General features: G+C 49.0%; 20 protein-coding genes. 12 read left to right on the top strand and 8 right to left on the bottom strand.

Annotated elements, in window-relative coordinates; genetic code table 11:
• Window positions 1-141 precede the first annotated feature (141 nt).
• Both MKX76_RS09375 and MKX76_RS09370 read left to right on the top strand, forming a co-directional pair.
• Entirely contained in the window at window positions 142-1890 is a 1749-nt protein-coding gene (locus MKX76_RS09375) for a sensor histidine kinase (protein ID WP_251535067.1), read from the top strand.
• 16 nt (window positions 1891-1906) lie between these two features.
• Entirely contained in the window at window positions 1907-3511 is a 1605-nt protein-coding gene (locus MKX76_RS09370) for a response regulator (protein WP_341033566.1), read from the top strand.
• A 192-nt stretch (window positions 3512-3703) separates the two neighbouring features.
• Here MKX76_RS09370 and MKX76_RS09365 read toward each other — a convergent pair whose 3' ends face one another.
• Both MKX76_RS09365 and MKX76_RS09360 read right to left on the bottom strand, forming a co-directional pair.
• Window positions 3704-5086: an SMI1/KNR4 family protein gene (locus MKX76_RS09365; protein ID WP_213614008.1), complete on the bottom strand. Its 1383-nt coding sequence runs from the start codon at window positions 5084-5086 to the stop codon at window positions 3704-3706.
• A 32-nt stretch (window positions 5087-5118) separates the two neighbouring features.
• Window positions 5119-5577: a hypothetical protein gene (locus tag MKX76_RS09360; protein WP_144878533.1), complete on the bottom strand. Its 459-nt coding sequence runs from the start codon at window positions 5575-5577 to the stop codon at window positions 5119-5121.
• Window positions 5578-5765: 188 nt separating this feature from the next.
• Between MKX76_RS09360 and MKX76_RS09355 the strand changes: the two genes are divergently transcribed.
• The 6 genes from MKX76_RS09355 to MKX76_RS09330 all read left to right on the top strand — a co-directional run bounded on the left by MKX76_RS09355 (window position 5766) and on the right by MKX76_RS09330 (window position 11067).
• The gene (locus tag MKX76_RS09355) at window positions 5766-6734 is read left to right on the top strand and encodes a copper amine oxidase N-terminal domain-containing protein (RefSeq protein ID WP_210094921.1); all 969 of its coding nucleotides are present in this window, start codon (window positions 5766-5768) and stop codon (window positions 6732-6734) included.
• Window positions 6735-7048: 314 nt separating this feature from the next.
• Window positions 7049-7750 carry a DUF421 domain-containing protein gene (locus MKX76_RS09350; RefSeq protein WP_341035035.1) on the top strand — a complete coding sequence of 234 codons (702 nt, stop codon included), beginning with the start codon at window positions 7049-7051 and terminating at the stop codon, window positions 7748-7750.
• Between the two features lie 164 nt (window positions 7751-7914).
• The gene (locus tag MKX76_RS09345; protein WP_210094922.1) at window positions 7915-8496 is read left to right on the top strand and encodes a TetR/AcrR family transcriptional regulator; all 582 of its coding nucleotides are present in this window, start codon (window positions 7915-7917) and stop codon (window positions 8494-8496) included.
• Between the two features lie 72 nt (window positions 8497-8568).
• A complete protein-coding gene (locus MKX76_RS09340) occupies window positions 8569-9735 on the top strand; it encodes an MFS transporter (RefSeq protein ID WP_210094923.1) in 1167 nt (388 codons plus the stop codon).
• A 77-nt stretch (window positions 9736-9812) separates the two neighbouring features.
• Window positions 9813-10379, top strand: coding sequence for an RNA polymerase sigma factor (locus MKX76_RS09335; RefSeq protein WP_210094924.1), 567 nt, complete (start codon window positions 9813-9815; stop codon window positions 10377-10379).
• Complete coding sequence (locus MKX76_RS09330) at window positions 10369-11067, top strand: hypothetical protein (protein ID WP_210094925.1); 699 nt, start codon at window positions 10369-10371, stop codon at window positions 11065-11067. The genes MKX76_RS09335 and MKX76_RS09330 overlap by 11 nt, the downstream gene beginning before the upstream one ends.
• A gap of 161 nt (window positions 11068-11228) precedes the next feature.
• Here MKX76_RS09330 and MKX76_RS09325 read toward each other — a convergent pair whose 3' ends face one another.
• The gene (locus MKX76_RS09325) at window positions 11229-12104 is read right to left on the bottom strand and encodes a TetR/AcrR family transcriptional regulator (protein WP_028405710.1); all 876 of its coding nucleotides are present in this window, start codon (window positions 12102-12104) and stop codon (window positions 11229-11231) included.
• 396 nt (window positions 12105-12500) lie between these two features.
• Entirely contained in the window at window positions 12501-13967 is a 1467-nt protein-coding gene (locus MKX76_RS09320) for an MDR family MFS transporter (RefSeq protein ID WP_341033562.1), read from the bottom strand.
• Between the two features lie 554 nt (window positions 13968-14521).
• Here MKX76_RS09320 and MKX76_RS09315 point away from each other — a divergent pair.
• A complete protein-coding gene (locus MKX76_RS09315; protein ID WP_213614016.1) occupies window positions 14522-15685 on the top strand; it encodes a bis-aminopropyl spermidine synthase family protein in 1164 nt (387 codons plus the stop codon).
• A gap of 188 nt (window positions 15686-15873) precedes the next feature.
• On the opposite strand, the gene ilvD is transcribed toward MKX76_RS09315, so the two are convergent.
• Window positions 15874-17562, bottom strand: coding sequence for a dihydroxy-acid dehydratase (gene ilvD / locus MKX76_RS09310; RefSeq protein ID WP_210094927.1), 1689 nt, complete (start codon window positions 17560-17562; stop codon window positions 15874-15876).
• A 2-nt stretch (window positions 17563-17564) separates the two neighbouring features.
• Window positions 17565-18254, bottom strand: a complete 690-nt coding sequence (locus tag MKX76_RS09305; protein WP_028405714.1) for an FCD domain-containing protein — start codon at window positions 18252-18254, stop codon at window positions 17565-17567.
• A gap of 195 nt (window positions 18255-18449) precedes the next feature.
• Here MKX76_RS09305 and MKX76_RS09300 point away from each other — a divergent pair, with 195 nt between their 5' ends.
• Window positions 18450-19136 (top strand): DNA alkylation repair protein, encoded by a 687-nt coding sequence (locus MKX76_RS09300; RefSeq protein WP_341033557.1) that lies wholly within the window; start codon window positions 18450-18452, stop codon window positions 19134-19136.
• A 145-nt stretch (window positions 19137-19281) separates the two neighbouring features.
• On the opposite strand, the gene MKX76_RS09295 is transcribed toward MKX76_RS09300, so the two are convergent.
• Window positions 19282-20616 carry a GNAT family N-acetyltransferase gene (locus MKX76_RS09295; protein ID WP_084046732.1) on the bottom strand — a complete coding sequence of 445 codons (1335 nt, stop codon included), beginning with the start codon at window positions 20614-20616 and terminating at the stop codon, window positions 19282-19284.
• Between the two features lie 240 nt (window positions 20617-20856).
• Here MKX76_RS09295 and MKX76_RS09290 point away from each other — a divergent pair, with 240 nt between their 5' ends.
• Window positions 20857-21513 carry a GDSL-type esterase/lipase family protein gene (locus tag MKX76_RS09290; protein WP_028405717.1) on the top strand — a complete coding sequence of 219 codons (657 nt, stop codon included), beginning with the start codon at window positions 20857-20859 and terminating at the stop codon, window positions 21511-21513.
• A 132-nt stretch (window positions 21514-21645) separates the two neighbouring features.
• Here MKX76_RS09290 and MKX76_RS09285 read toward each other — a convergent pair whose 3' ends face one another.
• Window positions 21646-23025, bottom strand: coding sequence for a PTS transporter subunit IIC (locus tag MKX76_RS09285; RefSeq protein ID WP_007131889.1), 1380 nt, complete (start codon window positions 23023-23025; stop codon window positions 21646-21648).
• A gap of 167 nt (window positions 23026-23192) precedes the next feature.
• Here MKX76_RS09285 and MKX76_RS09280 point away from each other — a divergent pair, with 167 nt between their 5' ends.
• Complete coding sequence (locus MKX76_RS09280; RefSeq protein ID WP_028405718.1) at window positions 23193-24191, top strand: substrate-binding domain-containing protein; 999 nt, start codon at window positions 23193-23195, stop codon at window positions 24189-24191.

Raw genomic sequence — 24191 nt, 5'->3', positions numbered from 1 at the left:
GGGATTCCAGACCGGGACGATCGATGTGTGTCCTTTATGGGATTCCTTTTTTACCAGTATATCAATATACTCAAAGTGTAGAATGAACTTGTCGAATCACGCAGCTCATTCTGCTAACCTTTTATAGAGCCGGAGTAGTATATGATGTTGAATATTAGAGACTCGCTTCGTTTTAAGTTGATCATCGGATTCTTCACCATTGCCGTACCTCTTGTCGCCCTCCTCCTCTACAATAATCATTACGCGTCCAATACGATTCGAGAACAGGTGGCGGACTCCAATAAAAATTCGATGATCCTTTATTCGCATCAGATCGAGGCAGCTCTGAACAAGGAAACGAATTTCTTGTACAATATCGCGGTTGAAGATCCTAATATTGCGGCACTCTCGCAGCTTCTCGATGATCCTGACGAGTACTTTCTTGCCAAGGCCAGAATTTTGAACACACTTACGCGATACCACCGGTTCGACAACAGCGTCGATCTTCAGTTTATCTACTCCGTTCAGAAGCAGGATCTATTCTATACGCCGATCAGGACCTCGTCCTATGACGAGCTGCTGTCCATCCAAACAACCATTGAACAGCTGGTTAAGCAAGTAAAGCCGGACAGCAGCTATTTCGGGGAATGGAAAGCCATTGAGTATAGCCGGCATAAATACGCGCTGATCAGATTGGTCGATACGGGAGATGATTTTTATCTCGGTGCATTCGTAAAGCTGGAGAATTTGATGATACCGCTGGATATGATCCATCTGGAAGCTGGCTTTGCCGGATTCGTGAATAAGCGGGGTGAAATGGTAACCAACACATCAGCTATTGGAACGCAGCGTCTGGACACTGCCCTCGCCTCCGAATCCAATCAAGTGTATCAAATGGTGAGGAAGGATGATCGAAAATACATCGTGGTCATGGATCAAATTCAGGGCACCGATGTCATTTTAAGCGCCTTCATTCCGGAATCGCAGATGCTGAAAAATCTATTTCACTTCCGGAGAGGGATTATCATCATATCCATCGTGGCGTTAATTATTCTGGTGATTTATTTGGTTTATCTCAATGAGACGATTCTTAAGCCTATGAACGATCTTGTACGCGGAATGCGCAGGATCAAGCATGGGGATTGGACTACACGGCTTCATTCTTCTAAAGCAAAGGAATTCACCATCATTAACGAAACTTTTAACAGCATGGCCTCCCAGATTCATGAGCTGAAGATCAGCGTATATGAAGAGCAGATCAAAGCGCATAAGGCAGAGCTCAAGCATTTGCAACTTCAGATCAACCCTCATTTCTTACTGAATTCCATCAATATCGTTTACAATCTGGCTGAAATCAAAAATTACAGCGTGATCCAGCTCATGTGCATGAATCTCGTGAAGTATTTCCGTTTTACAACGAAAACGAATCAAATCGCCGTAACCATCGCGGAAGAAATGGAGCATATGGAGAGCTATATTAAAATACAGCAGCTCCGGTTTCCGGCGCGAGTCAGCTATGAAATACATATTGCCGAGGGTGCAAATCAAGCAGCAATTCCGCCGCTCTTAATTCAGCCTTTTATTGAAAATGCGATCAAACACGGCTTTGATTTCATGGATTATCCATTTCATATTGACATCCGTATCACTTTGCTTGAGGAACATCAATTGGAAATTGTAATTTCAGACAACGGGAATGGCTTCCCTCGGGAAGTGCTGCAGCAATTGCAGTCGGGCAGTTACCTAGAGAATCAGAATGGAGGGCATCTAGGGATTACCAATGTGCAATATCGGCTTAAACATATTTTTGGACAAATGACTCGACTGGAGTTCGATAATATGCCGGAGTCCGGAGCAAGGGTACGGATTGTCATTCCTTTCCGAACGGTAGAGCAGTTTTCGTCATATTGATATGGGGGGAGTCGCAATGTATACGGCACTTATTGTAGATGATGAGATCTATGCGGTGATGGGGATCAAGAGCGGTATCCATTGGCAGGAACTGCAGGTGTCCGAAGTGTATGAGGCATTTAATATGCGAGACGCATTGCAGGTATTTGAACGTACGCGGATTGATATTATGATCTGTGATATTGAAATGCCCAAAGGGACAGGAATTGAGCTGCTGGAGCGGGTGAATGATATTTCTCCCGATACGGAGACCATTTTCCTGACGGCTCACTCGGCTTATGATTTCATGAAGCGAGCGATTCAGCTGGATGGCTTTGATTATTTATTAAAACCGATCGAATTCGATGTTCTTCAAGCAACCATTGCCAAAGCGCTGCATGCTATAAAAGAGGAAAGAGAGCTCCGTCATATGAGAGAGCACTATAAACCTTATTATGAGCTGTGGCGGAAGAAAAAAAGTCTCATTACGGATAAGTTCTGGAACGATGTGTTCTCGGGCAGAATCGTCTGTACTCCGTCGAATGCTGCGGATGTTCTTGAAGAGCATGATCTCAGTGGGCTTCAGGATGCCGACATTCTCCCTGTGCTGGTGAGCGTGGAATCCTGGCAGCGTGAGTTCAGCACAAGGGATGAGGAGATGATGGAATACGCCATCCGCAAAGGAGCATCCGAAATGCTGCTGTCCTCAGGCAATGGAGAGGTCATTCAGACCAGGCAAGGGGTGAATGTTGTACTTCTTGTTGGAGAGGATGGAACGAAGGAAGATACTGCCCATGAGCTGAAATTGCGATGTGAGAAGTTCATTCAAGACTGTTATACCTATTTCGGTTGTAAAATTTCCTGTTATATCGGGAATCGCTCCTCACTGTATGAAATTGCGGATACGTATAGGCAGCTGCTGGAAATGGAGTACAACAATCTGAACAAATCCAACCAAGTGTATATGCTCGCTTCATTAGGCAGCCATTCAATGAAGACCATGATCCCGCGAATATCGACCTGGACCCTTCTCATGGAGCATGGGCAGCTGGAGGAGATCCGGCGAGAGATACGCGGAAGAATCGCAGAGTTAAGCGATAAACCTAATCTATTGCTATTGGAGCTTGAAGGCTTTCGGCGAGAATTTATGCAAATGGTCCATTATATTCTCCATAAGAACGGACGATCTGCCTTTGAGCTGTTTAAGGATGAGGAAGGAGTGCTTCTGTACACGCAGCCCCGTAACCTTGAACAATTGGAAGCTTCTGCGCTTCAAACGGTTCAGATCATTCATGATCAGTTACATTTGAAACCGTCTGTGATTGAACGAGTACAATCTTATATACAAGAGCATTTAAGCGAGCCGATTACAAGAGAGCAGCTTGCCGGTTTCGTGCATCTCAATCCCGCTTACCTATCGCGCTTATTCAAACGCGAGGTCGGGGAATCGATATCGGACTACATGCTGCATGTCCGGATGTCACAGGCCAAAGACTTGATCGCGACCTCATCCATCCCAATTTCGGATGTAGCCAAAACGTTTGGATATCATAATTTTTCGCATTTTTCCAAAATGTTTAGAAAAGTGTACCATGTCTCCCCTCAAGAGTTCAGACTTCAGTCCAATCCTAATGTTCTATAAGTAGAGAGCAGCTCCTTTAGCCTATCGGCTTACCATTAGGGAGTCGGTAGGGGAGCATCATGCTGAACTTCGTCAAGGGAGACTAGCTCGACAGATTGTAAAGTAGAAAAAAAGACCCGTGCAGGGCTAAACCGAAGAAGAGCCCACGTCGAACGTGGGCTCTGGTCATGATGCCATGTTTGAATGAGCTATTTAGAATTCACGTAGCTGCTTAACGAGATCCGAAGCAAACGTATCCGTAAACCGGAGGCGTCCATTCGCTTGGATGATCAGCCCTTCATTCATGCGGTGGTCCAGCCATTCGGTAATCCATCCAGGAGCATAGCCGCCTTGGCCGAATTCCCCGCCAAATGCAATCATTTGACTATAGTTCGCCAAATATTGATCTCGATTCGTATCCGGGTAAGACTTCACGTATAGCCAAAACTGCACGTCATACATCAGATAAGATAATTCATCCGCATGAAATGAAAAGTGACCTTTCTCTTCAACAATACGGGTACAGATGCTGCGGATCTTTTCATTAATATGCTCCACTTCCGTGACTTGAGCGCAAAGCTCCTCAAGCAAAGGCGAGAATTTCCCGTGGGCGACCTTGTACAAATCCGCTTCCTTGTCCTCCTCCGAGGTATCATATTCCTCCTCGCTTACGAGCCCCCGGATGAACGCCTCGAAGTTTTCAGCCAGGAACGTAATCTCATAATCATCTTCCTGATCGACATGGATCACCTCGGGTTCACCATCTCTTCCGCATGCCCGGTAGTCGAGCATCACGACATCATGCCCGGCAGAAGGACAATCGCAGATCACTACGCCAATGTCTGGGTAGCCCCATTCCTCGATCATAAACCGACTGCCGAGATCACCGCCAATCGAATAGCTTTTCTCACGGCCAATTCCCATGATCCCCGTAATGGCAATATGGTCTTCCGCCCAAGAAGTGGGCTCCTCGGTCGGGAAGCAGGTGTTCTTCGGAACCCCTCCGTTTTGCTGCTTCATCAGCGCAATATAAGCGGAGGGGAGCTTGTATCCAAGCTCTTCCTCGATGGAGGCGATCAGCTCATCCGTCGGCGGGGCGGATTGGTAGGAATCTCTTGCATACTCGCTGTCGTCCCAAAAATCAGCTAACGGCATGTTGTCACACGGGGGAGCCTCCGGCACCGACCCGCGGGACGCCAAGGCTTTTCTTTTGGCAGCGATTCGGCGCTCTTCTCTGTCCTGCTTCTCCGCTTTTTGCAAACTCCAGCTTAGCAATAATTCGGTGTGCTCATCGCCGGGCTCCAGTTGATCAGAGGTAGCTAATGCCTGAGCAGCTTCTTTATATCTTTTCAAATGATAGAGAGCGTAACCTACCCGATAATGCCACAGCGGGTCGTGCTGCCCCGCATCAGCAATTTTATCGAATTGGCGGAGTGCATCTTCATATTGTCCCAGGTTGTTATACGCTCTGGCCAGTCGACTGACGGCCTCGTAGTCCCGTTCCTCCTCGGGAACGGTTAACAGCACATCCACGATTTGCTGATGTTCGTCTTCATCATGCCATTGGTTCAATTGCTCCGTAAGGGTTTGTTCCATTCCAGCCTCCATAATATAATCATATTTTTTCATTAAAAAATCGTCGAGAGCCATGCAGCGCCTCCGCCAGCGATCGTCAACACTGCTCCTGCCGCCAGTCCCCATTTATGCTTTGTACCAAGCCCAAGGTGCCCAATGAATCGCGGCAGGATCCAGAGGAAAGCAAGAAGCGAGAATGCACCTTGAACAGCACCCCAAATTACTAGATTCTTGGCTTGATTCAAGTAGGCATCAGCCTGATCTGAAGAGGTAAAGGCAAGCGATGCACCGTTCCGGGCGTTCCAATATGTAATGACCATAAACACAATCAAGGTGAGTAATGTCGAAAAGACGGTTGACGTAAATCTAAATACGCCGCCGCTTGTTTTCGAAGATTTGGCTTCAGGCAAACCGATCAGGAAGAATACAAGACCTACCAATACCACCCCACCAGCTATAGTACATAGAACGCCGTTCACGATACCTCCCGCCATTAAAAGCATAATAATCATACGCTGCTCCAATCGTTGTGAATGATAGACTCGCTTGGCTACGATAAGTATAAGATTAATGTACTTTATGCCATTTGTGCAAATATATCCAATCCACTCACTTTTATTCGGCGCCTATCTATTGAAAGATATTCATTCTACCGATATTGAAAGAGTACATATCTTTCATATTTCAGGAGGAATCGATCATGAAGAAAACAGTCATCTTACTATTCAGTGCGGCAATGATACTCGGGACCACCGCTGGTACAGCATTAGCCAAACCGGGAAACACGCCGCCTGGCCATTCAAGTCATGATGTCAAAGCTAACGAATCCAAAGAAACCAAAGAATCTAAAGATAAAAATAAAGATAAGGATAAACAAATCGAAGCGAATCAAGACGGGGGTATCCAGTCTTCTGATCCGGTTAAGCAAGAGGAAAAGCCTGATCAGGAGCCGGCATCCACGGAAACGGAAAATGGGGACAGCAGTACAGCCGATAAGTCGGAGCCCAAGGAGAAGGGCCATAAAGGATACAAAGGTCTGCTCAATGCTATTCAAAACGTAAAAGATAAGCCGGCTGGTACTGTTCTGGCCAATATTTTGCTTTCAGAATATGAGGCTGAGCTGACCGACGAACAGAAGAAAGAACTTGAAGCTATAGTTGAAAAGGACGACGCGCTGGAGAAGGCGGCGGATATGCTCGATAAGAACGGTAATGTAACCGACGCTGTGTATGTACAGGAAGAAGCGATTAAAGTGAATTTTAAAAACCTGGACCTATATAAAACTTTAGGAAAGCTCAATGACAAGGCTGGTAAAAAGAATGGAGTCAAGCTATATGTTAACGGCGTTGCTGCTGACACCGAGCCTTTTGTCAAAAAAGGCAATACCTTCGTTCCTTTCCGCGCCATCGCTGAGGCACTGGATGCCGAAGTTGCATGGGATCCTCAAGATCGCACGATCATCGTCACAAAGGATGGGGTAATTATTCAACTTCTGGTGGGCAGTAAAGCTGCAAAGGTAAATGGTAAAAACGTGACCTTGGATGCGCCAGCCACCGTGACAAAGGGCAGCACCTATGTGCCGGTACGTTTTATAAGCGAGGCATTGAATGCCACCGTAAAATGGGAATCCGAAAGTAAAACGGTTGTTGTCTATGAAGAGGGACAATAACCTAAGTAACATGGCCCCTCTATTTTGCTGAGGGTGGATGTTCATTGGAAGTGTAAAGAAAGCGAAGCCGTTGACCTTGGGAGGTCAGCGGTTTTTTTTGTTTATGGATAAAAACTTATAAATTGGCATGATTTTGATAAAAGGAGGCACTCTATAGGCAACTTACTTATCTAATGCAGCGAAGGAAACACATGTCGATTATTAAACCGTCTCAAATTGCACACTCGATTTATGAGATGATGGAGAAGCGCTTCAGCGGACGGGTATTAAAGGGATCATCCTTAACTGGACCAAAGGTGAAAGGGCTGAATGGGGTGGATTTTTTCGAAAGTAAAGAATCGTTGACAGCCATCGAATGGATCTTAAGGGGAATTGTCAGCTTTATTTTTTTGCTGATTGCTGCCAAATTTCTAGGCCAACGCTCCATTTCTCAATTAAGGTTTCTCGATTTCATTCTTGCTCTAACGCTCGGCAATATTATCGCTCACCCGCTGTCCGATGAGGAGTTGGGTTTAAAAGGGTCCATGATCACGACGATCGTCCTCATTGTGCTATATATCGCAACGACATGGCTCGGGCTGAAGTGGCCGTTCTTTAAACGGTATTTGGATCCGTCGCCAATCACGCTCATCAAACAAGGCCTCATTCAGTTTGAAAACTTATCGAAAGCAAGGATCTCTATAGATTATTTATTCTCCGAGCTTAGGAAAGAAAAAGTAGAGGATGTCCAAAAAGTAGCGCTGGCATTAAGGGAGCCAGGAGGAACCATATCCGTCTTTATGGACACCCCCTACCAACCGGTGACATCGGCTAACCTGAAACTAGAGACGCAGCCGTTCACGATCCTAAGACCGATCATTGTAGACGGCAAGGTCGATATGTCCCTTCTTCAGGAAATCGGAAAGGATACCGGTTGGCTGCTTACACAAATCGCGCCCATTTCGAATATTCAGGAGGTGTCGTTAGCGATCGTTGAGAACGAGACCGTACGGGTGTTTTCAAGAGCAAAAGGTTAAAGAAGCAGGTGTATATTATTAATGGAAGAGAGCCATGATAGGGGCTCTCTTTTTTATAGGTTAATTCAATGACTCCAGTTATTTTTTAACAATCATTAAAAATAATTCTTGAACACTCATTAAATAAATGGTAATATACAGCAAAAAGAAAGGGAGGACTCACGTTGGCACGCCATAAAGAATTTGATACGACGGAAGTATTGACCAAAGCGATGGAGTATTTTTGGAGACATGGTTTTGATGGATCCTCCATCAATGAGCTGGTTCAGCATGTTGGAATCAAGGCCCAAAGCCTATACAACACGTTTGGAGGGAAACGGGATTTATATTTATCGGCCCTCAAGCTTTATGTGAATCGGAGCACGGTTGTTGCCACGCTCGAACAGACTCCATCCGGAAAGCAAGCCATCATCAAGGTATTTCATGATTTATTATCCAGCCTTTCACAGCCCGATCATCGAGCGAAGGGCTGTTTCATGGTGAACACTTGCGTAGAACTAGCGTCGCATGATGCCGAAATCGCAGACTTTGTTGAGAAAGAAAGCCATCGCGTGGAAGACGCCTATCTCCTCGCATTAAGCCGCGCCAAGGAACAAGGCGATCTTGGCGACCGATACCAAGATTTGAGGGCTCTGGCGCGATATTTAAACAATGCGCAAGCCGGGCTGATCGTTACCGCAAAAACGGTTTCGGATCCGGCTGTTCTTGAAGATATTATCCGGGTGACGCTTTCGATTTTTGATTGAAAGCGAACCTCTCTTTTTTTTTGAGTTTATTTTAATGATCATTCAAGAAAAATAGAGCATGAGGTGATCCTTTTGAGAAATTCACTAGGCATTTATTGGCTGGCATTCGGCGTCTTTATCATGGCAACAGCCGAAATCGTGGTTTCCGGTATCTTAGCGATGATATCCGAAGATTTGAAGGTGTCGGTTGGGATGGCAGGTCAGTTGGTGACGGTTTATGCATTGGTTATTGCTATCGGCTCTCCGGTCTTGATGGCAATTACGGCAAGGATTGAAAGAAAACGGCTCCTTATTTTATCGTTCCTAACATTTATCATTGGCAACGGCATCGGGTACTTAAGTCCTGATTTTTCGATCCTTGTGATCGCTCGTATTGTCCAAGCGGCAAGTGCGAGCGTGTTTACGGTCGTAGCCCTGACGATGGGATCCAATCTTGCGGCACCCGGCCGGCAGGGAACAGCCATCGGTACTATTCTTATGGGAGCAGGTACGGCATTAGCTGTCGGCGTTCCTTTGGGAACACTGATCGGTGGGCATTGGGGATGGCGCTTTGTCTTTGTTTTTATTATCATGCTGGGATTGCTCTCCGTAATTGGCATTGCTTATACCGTGCCGATATCAAAGCATCAGGAGTCTTTATCCTTGAAGCAGCAGCTTGGGGTACTGAGAAATCGACGCATTGTAAGCGGGCTGCTCATTACTTTGTTCTGGGTTACCGGTTATCAGATGATGTTTACGTATATCACACCCTTTCTCCAGGAAACCGCAAATCTTGATGCGACCCGGATTAGTGCCGCGTTATTTGTAAGCGGGATCTTCGCTATAGCAGGCTCAAGAATAGGAGGCTTTGGGTCCGATCGCTGGGGTATATTCCGGATGCTGATGGTGAGTTTGTTGTTTCACGCAGCGGCGCTGATCGTTTTTCCATGGGCAGCGACAACATTCATCGGGGCAATAATGATCCTCGCGATCTGGATCGGTTTTGCCACCATGACGACGCCTGTACAACAGTACTATTTGATTTCGCTTTCGCCTGAATCATCCGGGCTGGCGTTAGGGATGAATAACTCCATTTTCCAACTCGGAATGGCTGTCGGTGCCGCTACAGGAGGGTGGATCGTCCAACAAACCTCCGTAATGGATCTAGGATTCTACGGTGCGATGAGTATCATGCTCGGTGTTGGTTCGGTCTTATACTCTTTTGCTATAAAGAAACAACCCAAAACGACACGCGGCTGACACAAGAAAAATCGATCAGCCTATTTTGGGAACTTTCTTCCTTCATGTGGAGTCTGTTTGAGTAAGGGGGGAGGAGCTTGAAGGAAATGCAGCCGCAGCTTTCTGCAGAGCTGAACATATCGGATATACGGGGGCTTATGGAATCCTATGGAGAGGACGTTTGGAATTACGCTTACGTCATTACAAAGAATGCGCATACGGCGGATGATGTTGCACAGGATGTGTTTATTAAAGCCTACCAACATGCTGCCTCCTTTCGTGGGGAGGCTTCGATGAAAACCTGGCTGCTCAAAATCACACGCAACACCGCGTTGTCCTATCTAAAACGGGCGTTCTTTCGCAGAGTGGTCCTCCTTGGAGAGCGATCGCCGGAAGATGGATTGGGGAGGATGACGAGGGACTCGTCATCGCCATCTGCAGAGGAGGAGTATATGGAGCGGGAGATGGCGGATGAATTGTGGAAGCAGGTTATAAAGCTGCCCGGTAAATATCGCGACCCGCTTGTGTTGAGCGTGCATTATCAACTATCCATGGAGGAAATATCCGTTATTACAGGTCTGGCGCCAGGAACGGTAAAGTCCAGAATTTTCAGGGCTAAAAAGAAGATAGCCGCCGAATGGAAAGGAGCGAAGGATGATGAATGAATGGAGGTCGGATTGGGATCAAAAGATGGCACGGCCGCCATTTAAGGAGCGGCGGTTTACGGCAGATATGATGGAGGATGTGGAGAAACGGCTTGAGAATGTTAGGAAGAAGCGAAACCGACGTGGAAGGGTTCGGTCTGCTATCATAATCGTACCTGTGATGCTGCTTGTCTTCGGTGCCGGGAGCATTTGGATCGGTGACCAGACAGCTCATTCTCCTAAGCAGGTAACCCCAAGTCTCGCCATCCAAGGGGGAGGAGCGTTTCAATCCAGCTTCGAGCCCGGTGCAGGTGGCGATTACGATTGGTGGAGCTCTTCAGATCATGAGACGAAGCAAGGCAATGATCGCACGATCGTAACGCTGGGGATCGCATTCATGAAACGGGAGCTTGGAGTCTGGGGAGGCCCGACGCCGGACATCTGGGAGCATCCGGAGGTCAAAGCTCCGCTTGAACGCTATGATGTATCGAGTCCATGGGTATATGAAATGTACGTGGATCAGATTCGTACGGATGAGATGCAAACCGTATATCAGCTGCGTCTGCGCCTGAGGGATTCGATTCCGATGGTCTATGAGGAAATGATCGACGTTACCATTCAAAACGAGACACACCGAATCTCGCTGATTGAGCATAGAAATAAGGATGAAACGGGGATACCGTTGGAGGAATACGAGCCACAAAGCTAAAGGGATAAAAAATGGTTCAGTATTCTGCAAATAACTGCAGTGCTTATGTTCGTGCATACGTCCTGCCAAACGATAAAAAACCGGAGCGGATGCTCCGGTTCTTTGGATGGTGAATGCACTGGTTAAAGCGGACGGATGGCATCCCCTATAACCTCTCGACACTAGATCAGTTGACGAAGCTGATTTACGTAAAAGGCCAGTTCGCTCTCAGACTCGAGATCACGCATTAAAGCCCGGAGCAGGAACAATCGCGGCTGCTCCTGCACGGCTTCATCGCGCAGCATGGCCGCGACCTCCGTCAATTCTTGTTTTCTCTGGTTAGGCACGGCGATGTCCGGGATCAACGAGGCGATCATTTCAATCAGCGCATCTCTTCTCGATCCGCGCGAAGCAAACAACGACCGGAGCTCCATGCCCGAATACTCGGTCATGAGCTCATCCGTGAGCAGGGAAGGGGAGGATCGCTGGTTCAGCCCATGCACCAGATCGTCCATTCGTTCCGCAATGAACAAAGCAAGCGCCTGCTTGTCCATCGGCTTGTATCCGAATAACAGATGGAAGGTATATTCGCGGATGAATCCGTTAAATATGGCGGTGGCGTCCCACTTCCAAGGCTCAATCGCCGATCCGTATTGGCGGCGGAGAATATCCTGATAATACAGGAACATGCTTCTGCGAATGCGGCTTAATACGTCCTCGATGATTTCGCTGCCGAGCGGGGCAAGCTCGTTGTGATCCCTGGATATGTAGTAACCGTGCTCCACGTAAAAATCGAACTGATACGCAATTTCGGCCAAAAAGGTATCTCTTTTGGACAATTGCTTTTTCCTGATTCGGTCCACCTCGTCGACCATAACCTGCTGCCGCCGCTCCAAAATGCTGACATACAACTCTTCTTTCGAGGAAAAATGCTTGTACAGCGAGCCCTTGGCAATGCTGCAGTCATCTGCGATATCCTGGATGGATGTCGCCTGGTAGCCCTTCTCCGCGAAGAGCCGGACCGCCGATTGAAGAATTTTCTCCTTAATCATGCTCATCCTGCCGCCTCCTTCAATGACATAAAACATCAATATATATTCGATAATCGCCCAAGGATTCGGGTTCGTGGGCCTAAAGGTTGCATGTATGGAACACCCGGGCGTAGTATACGAATTTCATTGTACCAGTCCTGGCGCAATAAATACATGACACCCTGATAAGATCCGAAGGATAACAATATGGACCGGCATGTGCACCCGAGCGTAAAGGAATGATGGGCTGCACATAATGTTATTTTAACACGATGAATGACGACACCATGAGACGGCCAATCTGGCGGCTTATCCCTTGTAACCAAGTCTTATTATGACGATGGAAACCTGAATGAGGCAGCATATTGTGGCAACGGATGCCTGCCTGATGCAGGCACATCGTGACGTGCTTAGCGTGAAACTTCAACTCGCGCCCGGACTGGAGACCTCAGCGGCGACAGGCTGCGGCTTCCGGATGAAGAAGCTGAGCGCAAGCCCCGCACATGCAATACATGCGGCAGCGAAGAAGGTATCGCAAAACGGAGTCAGGCTTGCCTCCAGCACATTCCCGTTCGTTCCGGAAAGGGTCAGGTTAGCCTTCATGCGGGAGGCTAGGAAGCCGGTAAAGCCCGATATGGCAAACGAGGCGATGACCTGCTGCGATGCGCTGGTGAGTGGAGTGACCCTGCTGACCAAATGCCGAGGTGTTGCATTTAATACATAGGTATTTAACGACATCATGGACAAGCCCATCCCCGAGCCCTGCATAAACAAAACGACTAGAATAAAGAGCAGCGGCGTGTCCGTTCGGAGAAAGGTCATCGCAAACAATCCGCTCGTCATCAAGGCCATGCCGGCAATGAGAGGCGGACGGGCACCGACTTTATCGAAGATTCTGCCCGCTAACGGCATGAATATCATAGAGCCGATGGCCTGCGGCAGCAAGATAAGACCCGTCGTGAACGGTGAGTATCCCTTGATTTGCTGAAGCAGAAGCGGAAAGAGCAGCACCGTTCCATACATCGCGGCCTGCATGAACCAGGATGTGATAATCCCGCGTCTGAAATCAGACGATCGAAAAACTCTCAGCTCCAGCAGCGGTTCGGCTTTCCTCCAGCAAGAAAGAATAAACACAAGAAGCACTGCGCCTCCGATGATGAGACCGGATAACGTTCGGGCAGAACTCCAGCTCACCCCGCCTTCGCCAACGCCGAACGTGATCAATGCAAAAGCCAACGGCCCGAGGATTAACCCCGTCTTATCCAGCGTCGGCGCCTTCTGTTTCGGAAAGACAGGCAAATATTTCTTCCCGATTACGAGGCCCAGAAGACCGATCGGCAGATTGATCAGAAAGATCCATTGCCAGCTTACGTATTCCACCATCCAACCGGACAGCACCGGACCGAGAGCGGGAGCCAGCAGCAGCGGAATGCCAAGCATCCCGATAATGGAGCCTCGTTTCTCGGGCGGGGCAATACGGTAGACCATGGCCATGCCGATCGGGGAAACCATCCCCCCGCCCAGGCCCTGCAGGATCCGAAAGAGGATCACCTGCTGAGGCGTTTGAGCGAAGGCGCATAAGACCGATCCGAGGGTAAACAAACCTATAGAGATCAGAAATACACGTTTCGGACTGAATTTATCCGACATCCAGCCTGCTAAAGGAATGACTGCCGACAAGGATAAGGTATAGGCGGTAATCGACCATTGGATGAGATGAAGCGAGCTGTCGAAATAGTTCACCAATGTAGGGATGGCGACGTTAACAACCGTACTGTCCAGAAGAACCATGAAGGTTCCGATCACAACCGCGACCAGCGAAGCTATGATTTTGTTCATGGGCAGCGGTCCTTGCTCTTGAGGGATATGAGCTGATGTTGGATTTGTCATGAGCGTGCACCTGCTTTCTAAGTAGTATAAAGATTTAAAAGGGCGAATAACACTTCCAGCTGCCAAAAATAAGAAGTTGATTCGCTTTTGTGACCAATAAGTTTTATTAAAAACTAACTGGTCACAACTAGGGAATATCATATCGACGGAATGACTGCGTGTCAAGAGAAAGGAAGGCAAACGATCGTCTTGACTTCGCTGGGACATTCCGGTAAGATTGGGAGTAACTTTACTAAGGGGAATGTTTTATGTCTGCGAGTGTTCTTAACTAATCAAATTCCATACAAGGACTTTGGCTTGTATTTATCCGCTTTACGCTACCCGTATGTCCATTCCGGGGCGTTATTTGCTGGCGGACCGAAGTCGCGGAATTAGTTAAGAACAACGGATATAACCAACCTTAGGGATACCTTTTTCTAGGCGTATGCGTCCGTACTCTTCGTACGGATTTTTTTATTTTTTGACGCGTTTAGTGAGGGTTATACGAGGACAGGGGTGAACGTATGTTCACTTCTGTCCTTTTTGCTTTTTACCACTAGAAGGGGTGATAGGACATGAATCCATACGTAGCACAAGCAAGTCAGCACATCCGACTGCAGGAAGGACCGATGGCTATTGAACGATTCCTGATCGAATGCTATTTGAATCCGGGGATATCAACGAAAGGGCTGGCGCGCGCAACCTTGCTTCCGACGCCGGTTGCCGCCGCCATCAAGAAGGAGCTGATTCGGGCAGGGGCGCTTGTTCAGGATCGCGGCGTCCGGTGCACATTCGAAGGCCGTCAATCGGTTGAACGCGAATGGGGATACGCGGGGCTAGAGCGCGATTGCCATCAGTCGATGCTTCTCGGACGGGAGGATACGGACGACTGGAGGGAGATCCTATCGGTTTTGCAGCAAATCTTCTCTTCGCGGCCGCAAGTCAACGTTCAGATCGACCAATCTTCCTGCACCCCCGAAACCAGCTTGCGCAGGGCTGTGCTTGGCTTGCAGTATCACACCCTGATCGGTAAGCAAATCCTGTGCGTAGGTGATGATGATTTGGTGAGCATTTCGATCGGGCTGCTGCTGCAAAAGCTGTTTCCATCCGGTGATCACACGGCAACAAGCGTGCACGTCGTTGATATTGACGAACGCTTCATCGGCTTTATCGAGAGTATCGCAACTGAACGAAAGCTGCCCATTGTGTGCCATCTTCATGATGTCAGAGAGCCGCTGCCCCGGGAACTGCATGGTCAATTTGACTGCTTTTATACCGATCCGCCCTACACGCTGCCAGGGATGAATTTGTTCGTCTCACGGGGAATCCGTGCCCTGAAGATGGTCCAAGGACTGCCGGTTTTTCTCTCGTTCGCCCACAAATCTCCGGAGGTTATGCTGGCCATGCAGCGCGAGTTCGTTCGAATGGGCTTAACCATCAACGCCAATTATCCCAGCTTCAATGCTTACGAGGGAGCGGAGCTGATCGGAAACCGGAGCCAAATGTTTGTGCTTCGCACGACCGATCATATGTCGGCAGAATTTGCAGGCCGATATCCGGATGCCATCTACACGGGTGAGATCAAGCGAACCGTTCGCACATACAGCTGCACGCAATGCAAGCAGCAAGTAACGGTTGGAGCGAATCAGCAAGTCGCAACCATCGAGAAGCTGAAGAACGCCGGCTGCCCCCGCTGCAGTAACGACGACTTCGAATTGATCGAGAGAAGATCTTGTTAATCGTTCATACAATTTAGTGGAAAAAGCGCATGACGAGACGTTCTTTCGCGTGATGAAGGTGGGCGGCTCTCGTCCAGCAGAATAGGGAGCTTTAGCAAAATAAATCCTAAAGTCCATGAACGTTAAAGCTGCATCAAGTCTTTCGCAAAAAAAAAGGGAGCGCCGCATTAGGCGGCGCTCCCTGCACATTAGTCCGTTACGGCTCCTCTGGAGGCGGAGGATACCAGCTTGGCATATTTGCGGAGGACTCCGCTGGAATGCTTTAATGGTAACGGCGTCCATTGCTTGGCTCTTGCTTCAAGCTCCTCAGAGGTTACCTGCATATTGATTTCCTGTGTTTCGCTGTCGATGGTGATGATGTCCCCCTCGCGCAAGAGGGCGATCGGTCCGCCAACCTGTGCTTCAGGCGCCACATGTCCGACCACGAAGCCATGCGATCCCCCGGAGAATCGACCGTCCGTTAAGAGGGCGACCTCGCCGCCAAGCCCTTTGCCGACAATCATCGCCGTGACAGACAGCATTTCAGGCATTCCCGGCCCGCCTTTTGGACCGCAGTAGCGGATAACCACCACATCCCCTTTGTGTATGCGGTCGTTCAGAATGGCTTCCGTAGCTTCTTCTTCACTGTCAAACACGCGTGCAGGACCGGTGAATGTAAGCTTGGCGAGTCCGGACATTTTGGCCACGGCGCCTTCCGGCGCCAAATTGCCTTTCAGCAGTACGAGCGGTCCGGTAGGCTTCAGCGGCCGGTCAAACGGCCGGATCACATCCTGGCCGCTCGTAAGCGGCTGAACCTCTGCCAAGTTTTCGGCGAGTGTTCGCCCCGTGACGGTCAAGCAATCCCCATGCAGAAGACCGTGCTCCAGCAGCAATTTCATCACGGCAGGAACGCCTCCGACATTGCTCAAATCCTGCATCATATATTGACCGCTCGGCTTAAGGTCCGCAAGATGCGGAACTTTTTTGCGTATACGCTCAAAGTCGTCGATGGTCAGGTCGACCTCAACTGAATGGGCGATAGCCAATAAATGCAAGAATGCATTGGTTGAGCCTCCCAAGGCCATAACAACCGTAATCGCATTTTCGAAGGCTTTTTTCGTCATAATGTCCCGGGGATAGATCCCCATTTCCAGCAGCTTAACGACCGTTTCTCCAGCCTTGACGCATTCATCGGCTTTATGGCTTGCTATGGCTGCGGTGGAGGATGAACCGGGCAGACTCATACCGAGTGCCTCGGCCGCTGCGGCCATGGTATTAGCAGTATACATGCCGCCGCAGGCGCCGGCACCCGGACATACGTGGCACTCGATCTGATGGAGCTCCTCCGGGGTCATTTTCCCGTCATGATATTGTCCGACCGCTTCAAAGGCGGTCACGATATTGACGTCGCGTCCATTGAGCGATCCAGGCTGAATGGTGCCTCCATAGACGTAGACTGCGGGGAGATTCATGCGTCCGATGGCCATGAGACAAGCCGGCGTGTTCTTGTCACAGCCGCCGATCGCAACGAGACCGTCGAAACGTTCGGCGTTGACCACGGTTTCGATGGAATCGGCAATGATTTCCCGGCTTGGCAGGGAGAAGAGCATCCCTTCATGACCCATCGAAATGCCGTCAGACACGGTAATGGTATTGAAAATTAGGGGAGCTCCGCCGCCGGTCTGGACGCCTTTCTTGGCTTCCTTGGCCAGTGCGTCGATATGGATATTGCATGGCGTGACCTCGCTCCAAGTGCTTGCCACCCCGATCATCGGTTTCTTGAAATCCTCATCGTTGAATCCTACCGCCCGGAGCATGGCCCGGTTCGGGACCCGGTTCACGCCTTCGCTGATGACCTTGCTGCGAATGCGCAAATCTCGCTGATTGGCATGCGTCATTGTTACATCTCACCTTCCTTGGTATTTTGGATGAAAGCATACAGTTCCTTCATCGGTCGAATCAGATTCTGCTTCATCACCGAAGAGGCCAGCGCTCTATCCTTGTTCTCAAGCGCCTGAATTATGCGGGCATGCTCCTCGACCGAGGCGGACGTTGCGGATACCGGCTGGGCCAGGAAAACATATTTGAACCTCCGGATGTGGATTTGAAGGGAGGCGCTGAAGGAGGCCACATAGGAGTTATCCGAGGCATCCACAATCAGGTTATGAAACTGCTCATCCAGCTCCATGGCCTGATACGGCTGTCCGTTCTCAATGGCTGCTGCGAACTCGGCATTGAGCCCTTTCAGTTGTTCAATCTGCTCCGCCGTAATTTGTTCTGCGGCAGCTTCAGCCGCGAGGGAATGCAGGGCTGCCAAGGTGGCGTACAATTTTTGAATATCCTCCTTCTCGATGGTCTTGACCCGCGTGTCCCTCCCCGGGTGCATCTCAACCAGGCCTTGAACCTCCAAGAGCTGCAGCGCCTCCCTTACAGGAGTCCGGGATACGCCAAGCGCTTCCGCCAGTTCGGCATCCACCAGCTTTTCGCCGGGCTGCAGGGTGCCGTCGATAATCCATCGCTGAATTTGGATTAAAGCCCGTTCCTTGGCAGACATCCGGACAGGCGTGGAATAGCTTTTTGGAATTGGCATCATCGTTCACTCCTTTTTTACTTAATATGCAATATATCGCATACATATATTTTTATCAAGCGAATTATTTAAAACCTTGTTATCGATCCCTACGATAAGATGGGGCTGCAGTTTGGAAGCGGCAATAACGAAAACGTATGTTCCTCTCGATGGACTTGTGATATGATTTTCTAAATGAATAGGGAGGATATACGTATGAATGTTGAAGGATTTGTTGCTGAACTTACCTCATGGTTCCGCACCCATGCTCATCCGGATAAGGCCGTTGCAATGTCCGCCTATATGAAGAATCGGTACGCATTCTTAGGTATCCAGACACCGGAGCGGAACGCTCTATTGAAGACCTTTCTTCAAGCGCATGGAAGACCGGAAAACGAACATCAGCTGGAACAGATCGTAAAGCTGCTGTGGGCACAGCCTGAGCGAGAATTTCAAAATGTGGCGATGACATTGTTGGATGCCCGCGGGAAGCGGACCGAAGAGTCACGAATCAAGCTTCTGGAATCGTTGATCATTGATAAGTCCTGGTGGGATACGGTAGATTTTCTTGCCGGAAACTTGTCCGGAAGCTATCTGACCCATTACCCGGAGCAGATCGAGGGTTACCCGGATCGGTGGATCCGGTCGGACAATCTCTGGCTTCGCCGTTCAGCAATTCTCTTCCAGCTTCATTACAAGGACCGGACCGACAAGGAGCGGTTATTTCAGTATATCCGCATGTGTAGTCACGAAAAGGAGTTTTTTATCGCCAAAGCGATCGGATGGGCGCTTCGCCAATACGCGAAAGTAAATCCTGACGACGTGCTTGCGTTCGCAGCAAATGAATTCCTTCAGCCGCTCAGCAGACGCGAAGCGTTGAAACTGCTGACGGCAAGGACCTGAAGCAGCAGAGTCCATTAGTAATCGTATCCCTGCACGAATCGTCGATGCAAACTCTTCTCATCTCGGAAGAAGTCTTATTCCATAAGAAAAAGAGCAGCTCATTATCGATTCGAGCTGCTCGATTTCTTTAGGGTGACTCGATGGTTTAACCCCCCGCGTTTACCGTCTCAATCCCGGCATGAAACGCTTCCGAATCACCGTTTTCCAAGCCGAATAACGCCTCCTGCAACGCGAAAGTGCCCTGGTAAAAGAGAACGCGGTCCATAAGCTGATGAACCTCCGGATATACGTCGAGCACAAGCTTGAAAAAGGACTCTCCATATGATGCGCGCAGCGCGGCATAGTCAACGGCCGGGTCGCCGATACCGGCTTCATCAAAATCCAATATGCCGCAAATTCGCATTTCATCCGGATCATACAGTAGGTTTGAAGTGCCAAAATCGCCGTGAATCAAAGCCGGAGCGATTGGCGAATCGGACTTCGCATGAAGAAACTTCCCGAAATACCGATCCGTCCATTGTCTCGCTTCTGGCTTCAAATAAGGGTACAGCTTGGTTTGGATTCGCTCGTATAATTCCGCCCATTCGGCATATGGATCAAACGTTCGAAGCTCCCCTTTATAAAGGCCGTCAAGGTTCATGTTATGAAGGTGGCGCAAGAAACCCGCCAATTGCCCGGCCAGCCGCCGGCGTACGGCGTCATCCCCGATCTGCTGCAATCGTTCCGCTTCCAAAGGTTCCCCGTTCAGCTTCCGATAACTGATGAAGGGCCGGTAAATGGCTTCATCGTCCAAGCAGCATAACACGGGCTGCGGTACATCCAGCGGGAGGCGATCGGCAATGAAGCTCAAAAGGTCGGCTTCATGCTTCAAACGGGTTGTTCCTTCTTTATACTTGGGGAAACGGAAGATAAGCTCCGAGTTGACGAGCTTGAGGACATTGTTTTGTCCGGAACCGATGGGCTCCACCGAATGAATCTCCAGTTCAGGACAAGCACGGCGGATGGATGCCAGCGCTAGGTCTAGCTCCATTCTTACAAGGTCCAGCCCGGGCGCAAAGCCGTCCGGAATCGTTCCAAGCTCGGTAAACCCAAACCGCTCAAAGAAGCCGCGACTATGGGGAGATGTCTCAATCTTTACGATGGAAAAATGCGGTTCAGCGCTGATGCGGCGCAGCCGTTCCGTAAGAAGCTTTGTCCCGACTCCCGAGCGGTGCAGACTCCGATCCACCATGCCCCAGCAAAGTACAGCAATGCTTTCATCATCTCTGCCTGTCGCATATCCACCGCAGGCAATGACGGAACCCCGCTCATTCTCCAAGACAAAGTATGGCCCTGGAAGTTTCTCTAAGAACAATGCATAGTCTTGTCGTTCCTCAGCCGCAAAGTACTTGGGCACGTTACTGTCAAATACGGCTAAGCAGGCCTCGTGGTCTTGGTTCTTAAAGGGGCGCAAGCGATACGAGGACAATGTATTATCCATGAAATGATCACCTCTCTATAAAACTCTTCCTAATTATACCAAAGCCTTACAAGCAGGTAACGGAGAATTTCAATCTTAGCCCAGAGCGTGAGCTCGATCGGGAACGGATCAAAAATATATATGATTTTCAAACCAATCCTCAGGGTACCCTTGATCCCGTGCTTCATTTATCATCATAAGGAACGGGCGTTGGATACAATGTAATACTGTTCTTACTAACATAAGGGGTGGAGTGGGAGGATGACAGCATCAGGCAAAACCGTATTGTTTCAGGGCGATTCCATCACGGATGGAAATCGCGGGCGCGACGGCGATCCGAATCATATTCATGGGCACGGTTACGTGTATCTTATTGCTGCTGAGCTTGGATTTGAACTGGCGGATTCCCGGCCGCGGTTTATTAATCGGGGGGTTAGCGGCAATCGTACATCAGATTTGTATGCGAGATGGAATGAGGATGCCATTTTTCTTCAGCCAGACCTGATCAGTATATTGGTCGGCGTCAACGATGCAGGAAGGGTGATTGAAGGAGCTCCGGAAGGAGCCAGCGATCGATTCGAGAGGGCATACCGTCATATTCTTGAGGAGACAAAAGAACTTCTTCCTGGAACGGGACTCGTGTTATGCGAGCCGTTTGTGCTGAAGACAGGGGCTACCGTGCAATGCTGGGAAAGATGGCGTCAAATGATCCATGAATACAGCAGTGTGGTTCGGCAATTGGCACAGAATTATGATGCTTTGTTTGTTCCGTTGCAGAAAGCCTTCGACGATGCCGCAGCTCGAACAGGAGCGGATTATTGGATCTGGGACGGGATCCATCCGACGACAGCGGGCCATCGATTGATTGCACGTGAATGGCTGAACGTCGTTCAGAACAGCCCGCTCGCAATTGGTTAACCACGGGCAACGAGGCAAGAGAGAACTCGGATGCCGTTTCCGTGATCTTAACAGACACTGGAATGGGCGGGCGATATATTAGAAGAAAGCGGAAAACTCCCCCGAGAATTAAACACGGAGGAGTTTCCTTTTTTAAGCATGATCCTTGCGCATTTGTTTGAAATACCAGAAGAACATGAGAAGATAGAGGGCTACCGCAACGATGCTAAGTCCAATCCATTTCATATCCATGGTCTTCACGGCGCTTCCCATCAAGATGGCTAGCATTTTCTCAATCGGGTCCGAGTCAATGGACGAGAATAGAGCGTTTGCAGACAGGCCTGCCGGAATGCTGTTCATGGCTCTGGACGTCTCCGTCACAAATTCCGCGATAAACGTTGCGCCCCATAGGAACAAAGGAATAAGAACGGTTCCAATGATGGTCATTCGCAGTACCCGGCCTTTCGTTATAATCAACAGGGCAGGGGCCAGTACGGTTAACAGAATACCTCCAAGCGGAAGCACTTTATTGCCCGGCAAAAAGATCGAAATAATCAGCAGGATCGGTGCCAGAATGTTCGCAACCGCCCACAGCTCGGCTCTTGGCGCAAGGATCGGCCAATCGATGCCAACGAGCAATGTTCTGCCTTTTAAGCGCTTGCTCATTTGCTTCGTAATGCCGTTTGAAAGCGGTTCAATGGCAGGACCGAACCATCCGCCTACCAGCGCGAACAACTCAAGCGCAACGCCTCCGGTAAATGCCAAGGTGAAGATCTCGGCAGCCGACTGCTGGCCAAGAAGTCCAATAAAGATGCCTAAATAAGCGCCAATGGCAAATTTGCTTCCCCAGAAACCGATTTTCTTATTCAGAACCTCGGCATTGAAATCATACTTATCGATGAATGGAAGGCACACGTCAATGATTTTATTAAAAATCATCACAACAGGAGCAATCAACAAGCTCGGATGCGCTGTTGTGGTGATATTCGTATCATCGTAATCAAGGAGCTTATTGATCGTCGGCTTCATGACATCCGCATTGATCAGCATCAGTGCATAGATCATCATGACAAACAAGGTCGTCAGAATGAAATTTTGATTCGAGTAATACAGCGTTAACAGCCCGATGACCGATAAATTCCAGATATTAAATAAGTCAACGTTCAACGTGGTCGTCATTTTGGTAATCAGCATAATAAAATTGACAACCAGGCAGACAAAGGCAAAGTAAAGCGTATACACGGAGCCCCAAGTAATAACGGCGAGCGGTGCCCAGCCAAGGTCCGTAATCGACAAGGATACGCCCGTAGATTCAACAAACTGCTCGAGCGCAGGAGCAAAGGAGCTGGTCAACAGTGAAATGACCGCGCCCATACCGGTCAGCGCAACCGCCATCCGAAGGCCGCCTTCCAAAGACTTCGAGATGGATACGCCGACTAGCAGCGAAAGCACAGTAATAATGACAAACATCATGGCGGGTCCGCCGAGATTGATGAAGCCGTTAAATAGATTATTCATCGTATCAATAAACATCAGGTCACTTCCTCAACAAGGTCGTAACCGGTTACGTGACTTGAGGGATAGTTGAAATCTAGCACATGCAAAAAAATTATGCAAGGGGTTAAAATTAAATTTGACAGAAAAAATGATCCATGCTTAACTAGTCAGTAACCGGTTACGTAAATGAGGGATACTAATTTATGACAACAATTCGAGATGTAGCAAGAGAAGCAGGGGTTTCTGTAGCGACAGTTTCCAGGATTATCAACAATAAGGGAGAAGCTAGCCCCGAAACGATTGCCCGTGTAGAACAAGTCATTAAACGATTGAATTACAAGCCTAACCTGCTTGCGAAGAGCCTTTCCAAGCGAACTTCGGATTTGATCGGCCTATTGGTGCCTACGCTCAATAACCCGTTTTTTCCGGAGCTGGTGAAGGAGATCGAGACGGCGGCTAACGCGGAAGGGTATAATATTTTCTTGTGCAACAGCGACGATCAACGCTCCAAGGTCAAATATTACTTGGACTCGATGGTGGACCATTATGTAAGCGGTGCTATCATCAACTCGCTGCATGTCAATGCCGATGACTTGGCCATGCTAGAGGCGCGAGGCATTCGGACGATTACGATCGACCGGGCAAATTTCGAGCATGCCTATTCGGCTGTCACGGTGGATCATCAGCTTGGTGCATGGAAGGCGGCGAATCATCTTATCTGTGATTCCGGATGCAGCAATATCGTATTTTTATCCGGTCCGAAAGACGAGAAGAGCTCCAATGATCGCTTTGCCGGGTTCCGGAAAGCGGTGGAGCATGCGCCGCATCCTGTACATACGAGCATCGTTTACGGTGACTTCAGCATGGAAAGCGGTTATCACCAGATCAAGCAATACATTGCGTCTGGCAAGCCGTTTGATAGCATCGTCAGTTCAAATGATGCCATGGCCATCGGAGCGATTCACGCTTGCAATGAATTTCATATACGCATGCCTGAACAAGTAAAAATCGTTGGTTATGATAACATCAGTTCCGGTTCCTTTATTACGCCTACGCTTACGACAGTGGATCAGAAAAAATCAGAGATCGGAAAAATCGCTGTTCAGGAGCTGTTACGGCTGATTCAGGACAAGAACGGGCAATCGAAACAATATAACCTGGAACCTGATTTAATCATAAGGAACTCCTCCGCTACGACGTAA

The sequence above is a fragment of the Paenibacillus sp. FSL R5-0810 genome (genome assembly GCF_038002285.1).
Classification (GTDB): Bacteria; Bacillota; Bacilli; order Paenibacillales; family Paenibacillaceae; genus Paenibacillus_AQ; species Paenibacillus_AQ lactis.
Note: the sequence above shows the minus strand (reverse complement) of the source record. Positions and strands in the feature narration are given on the sequence as shown.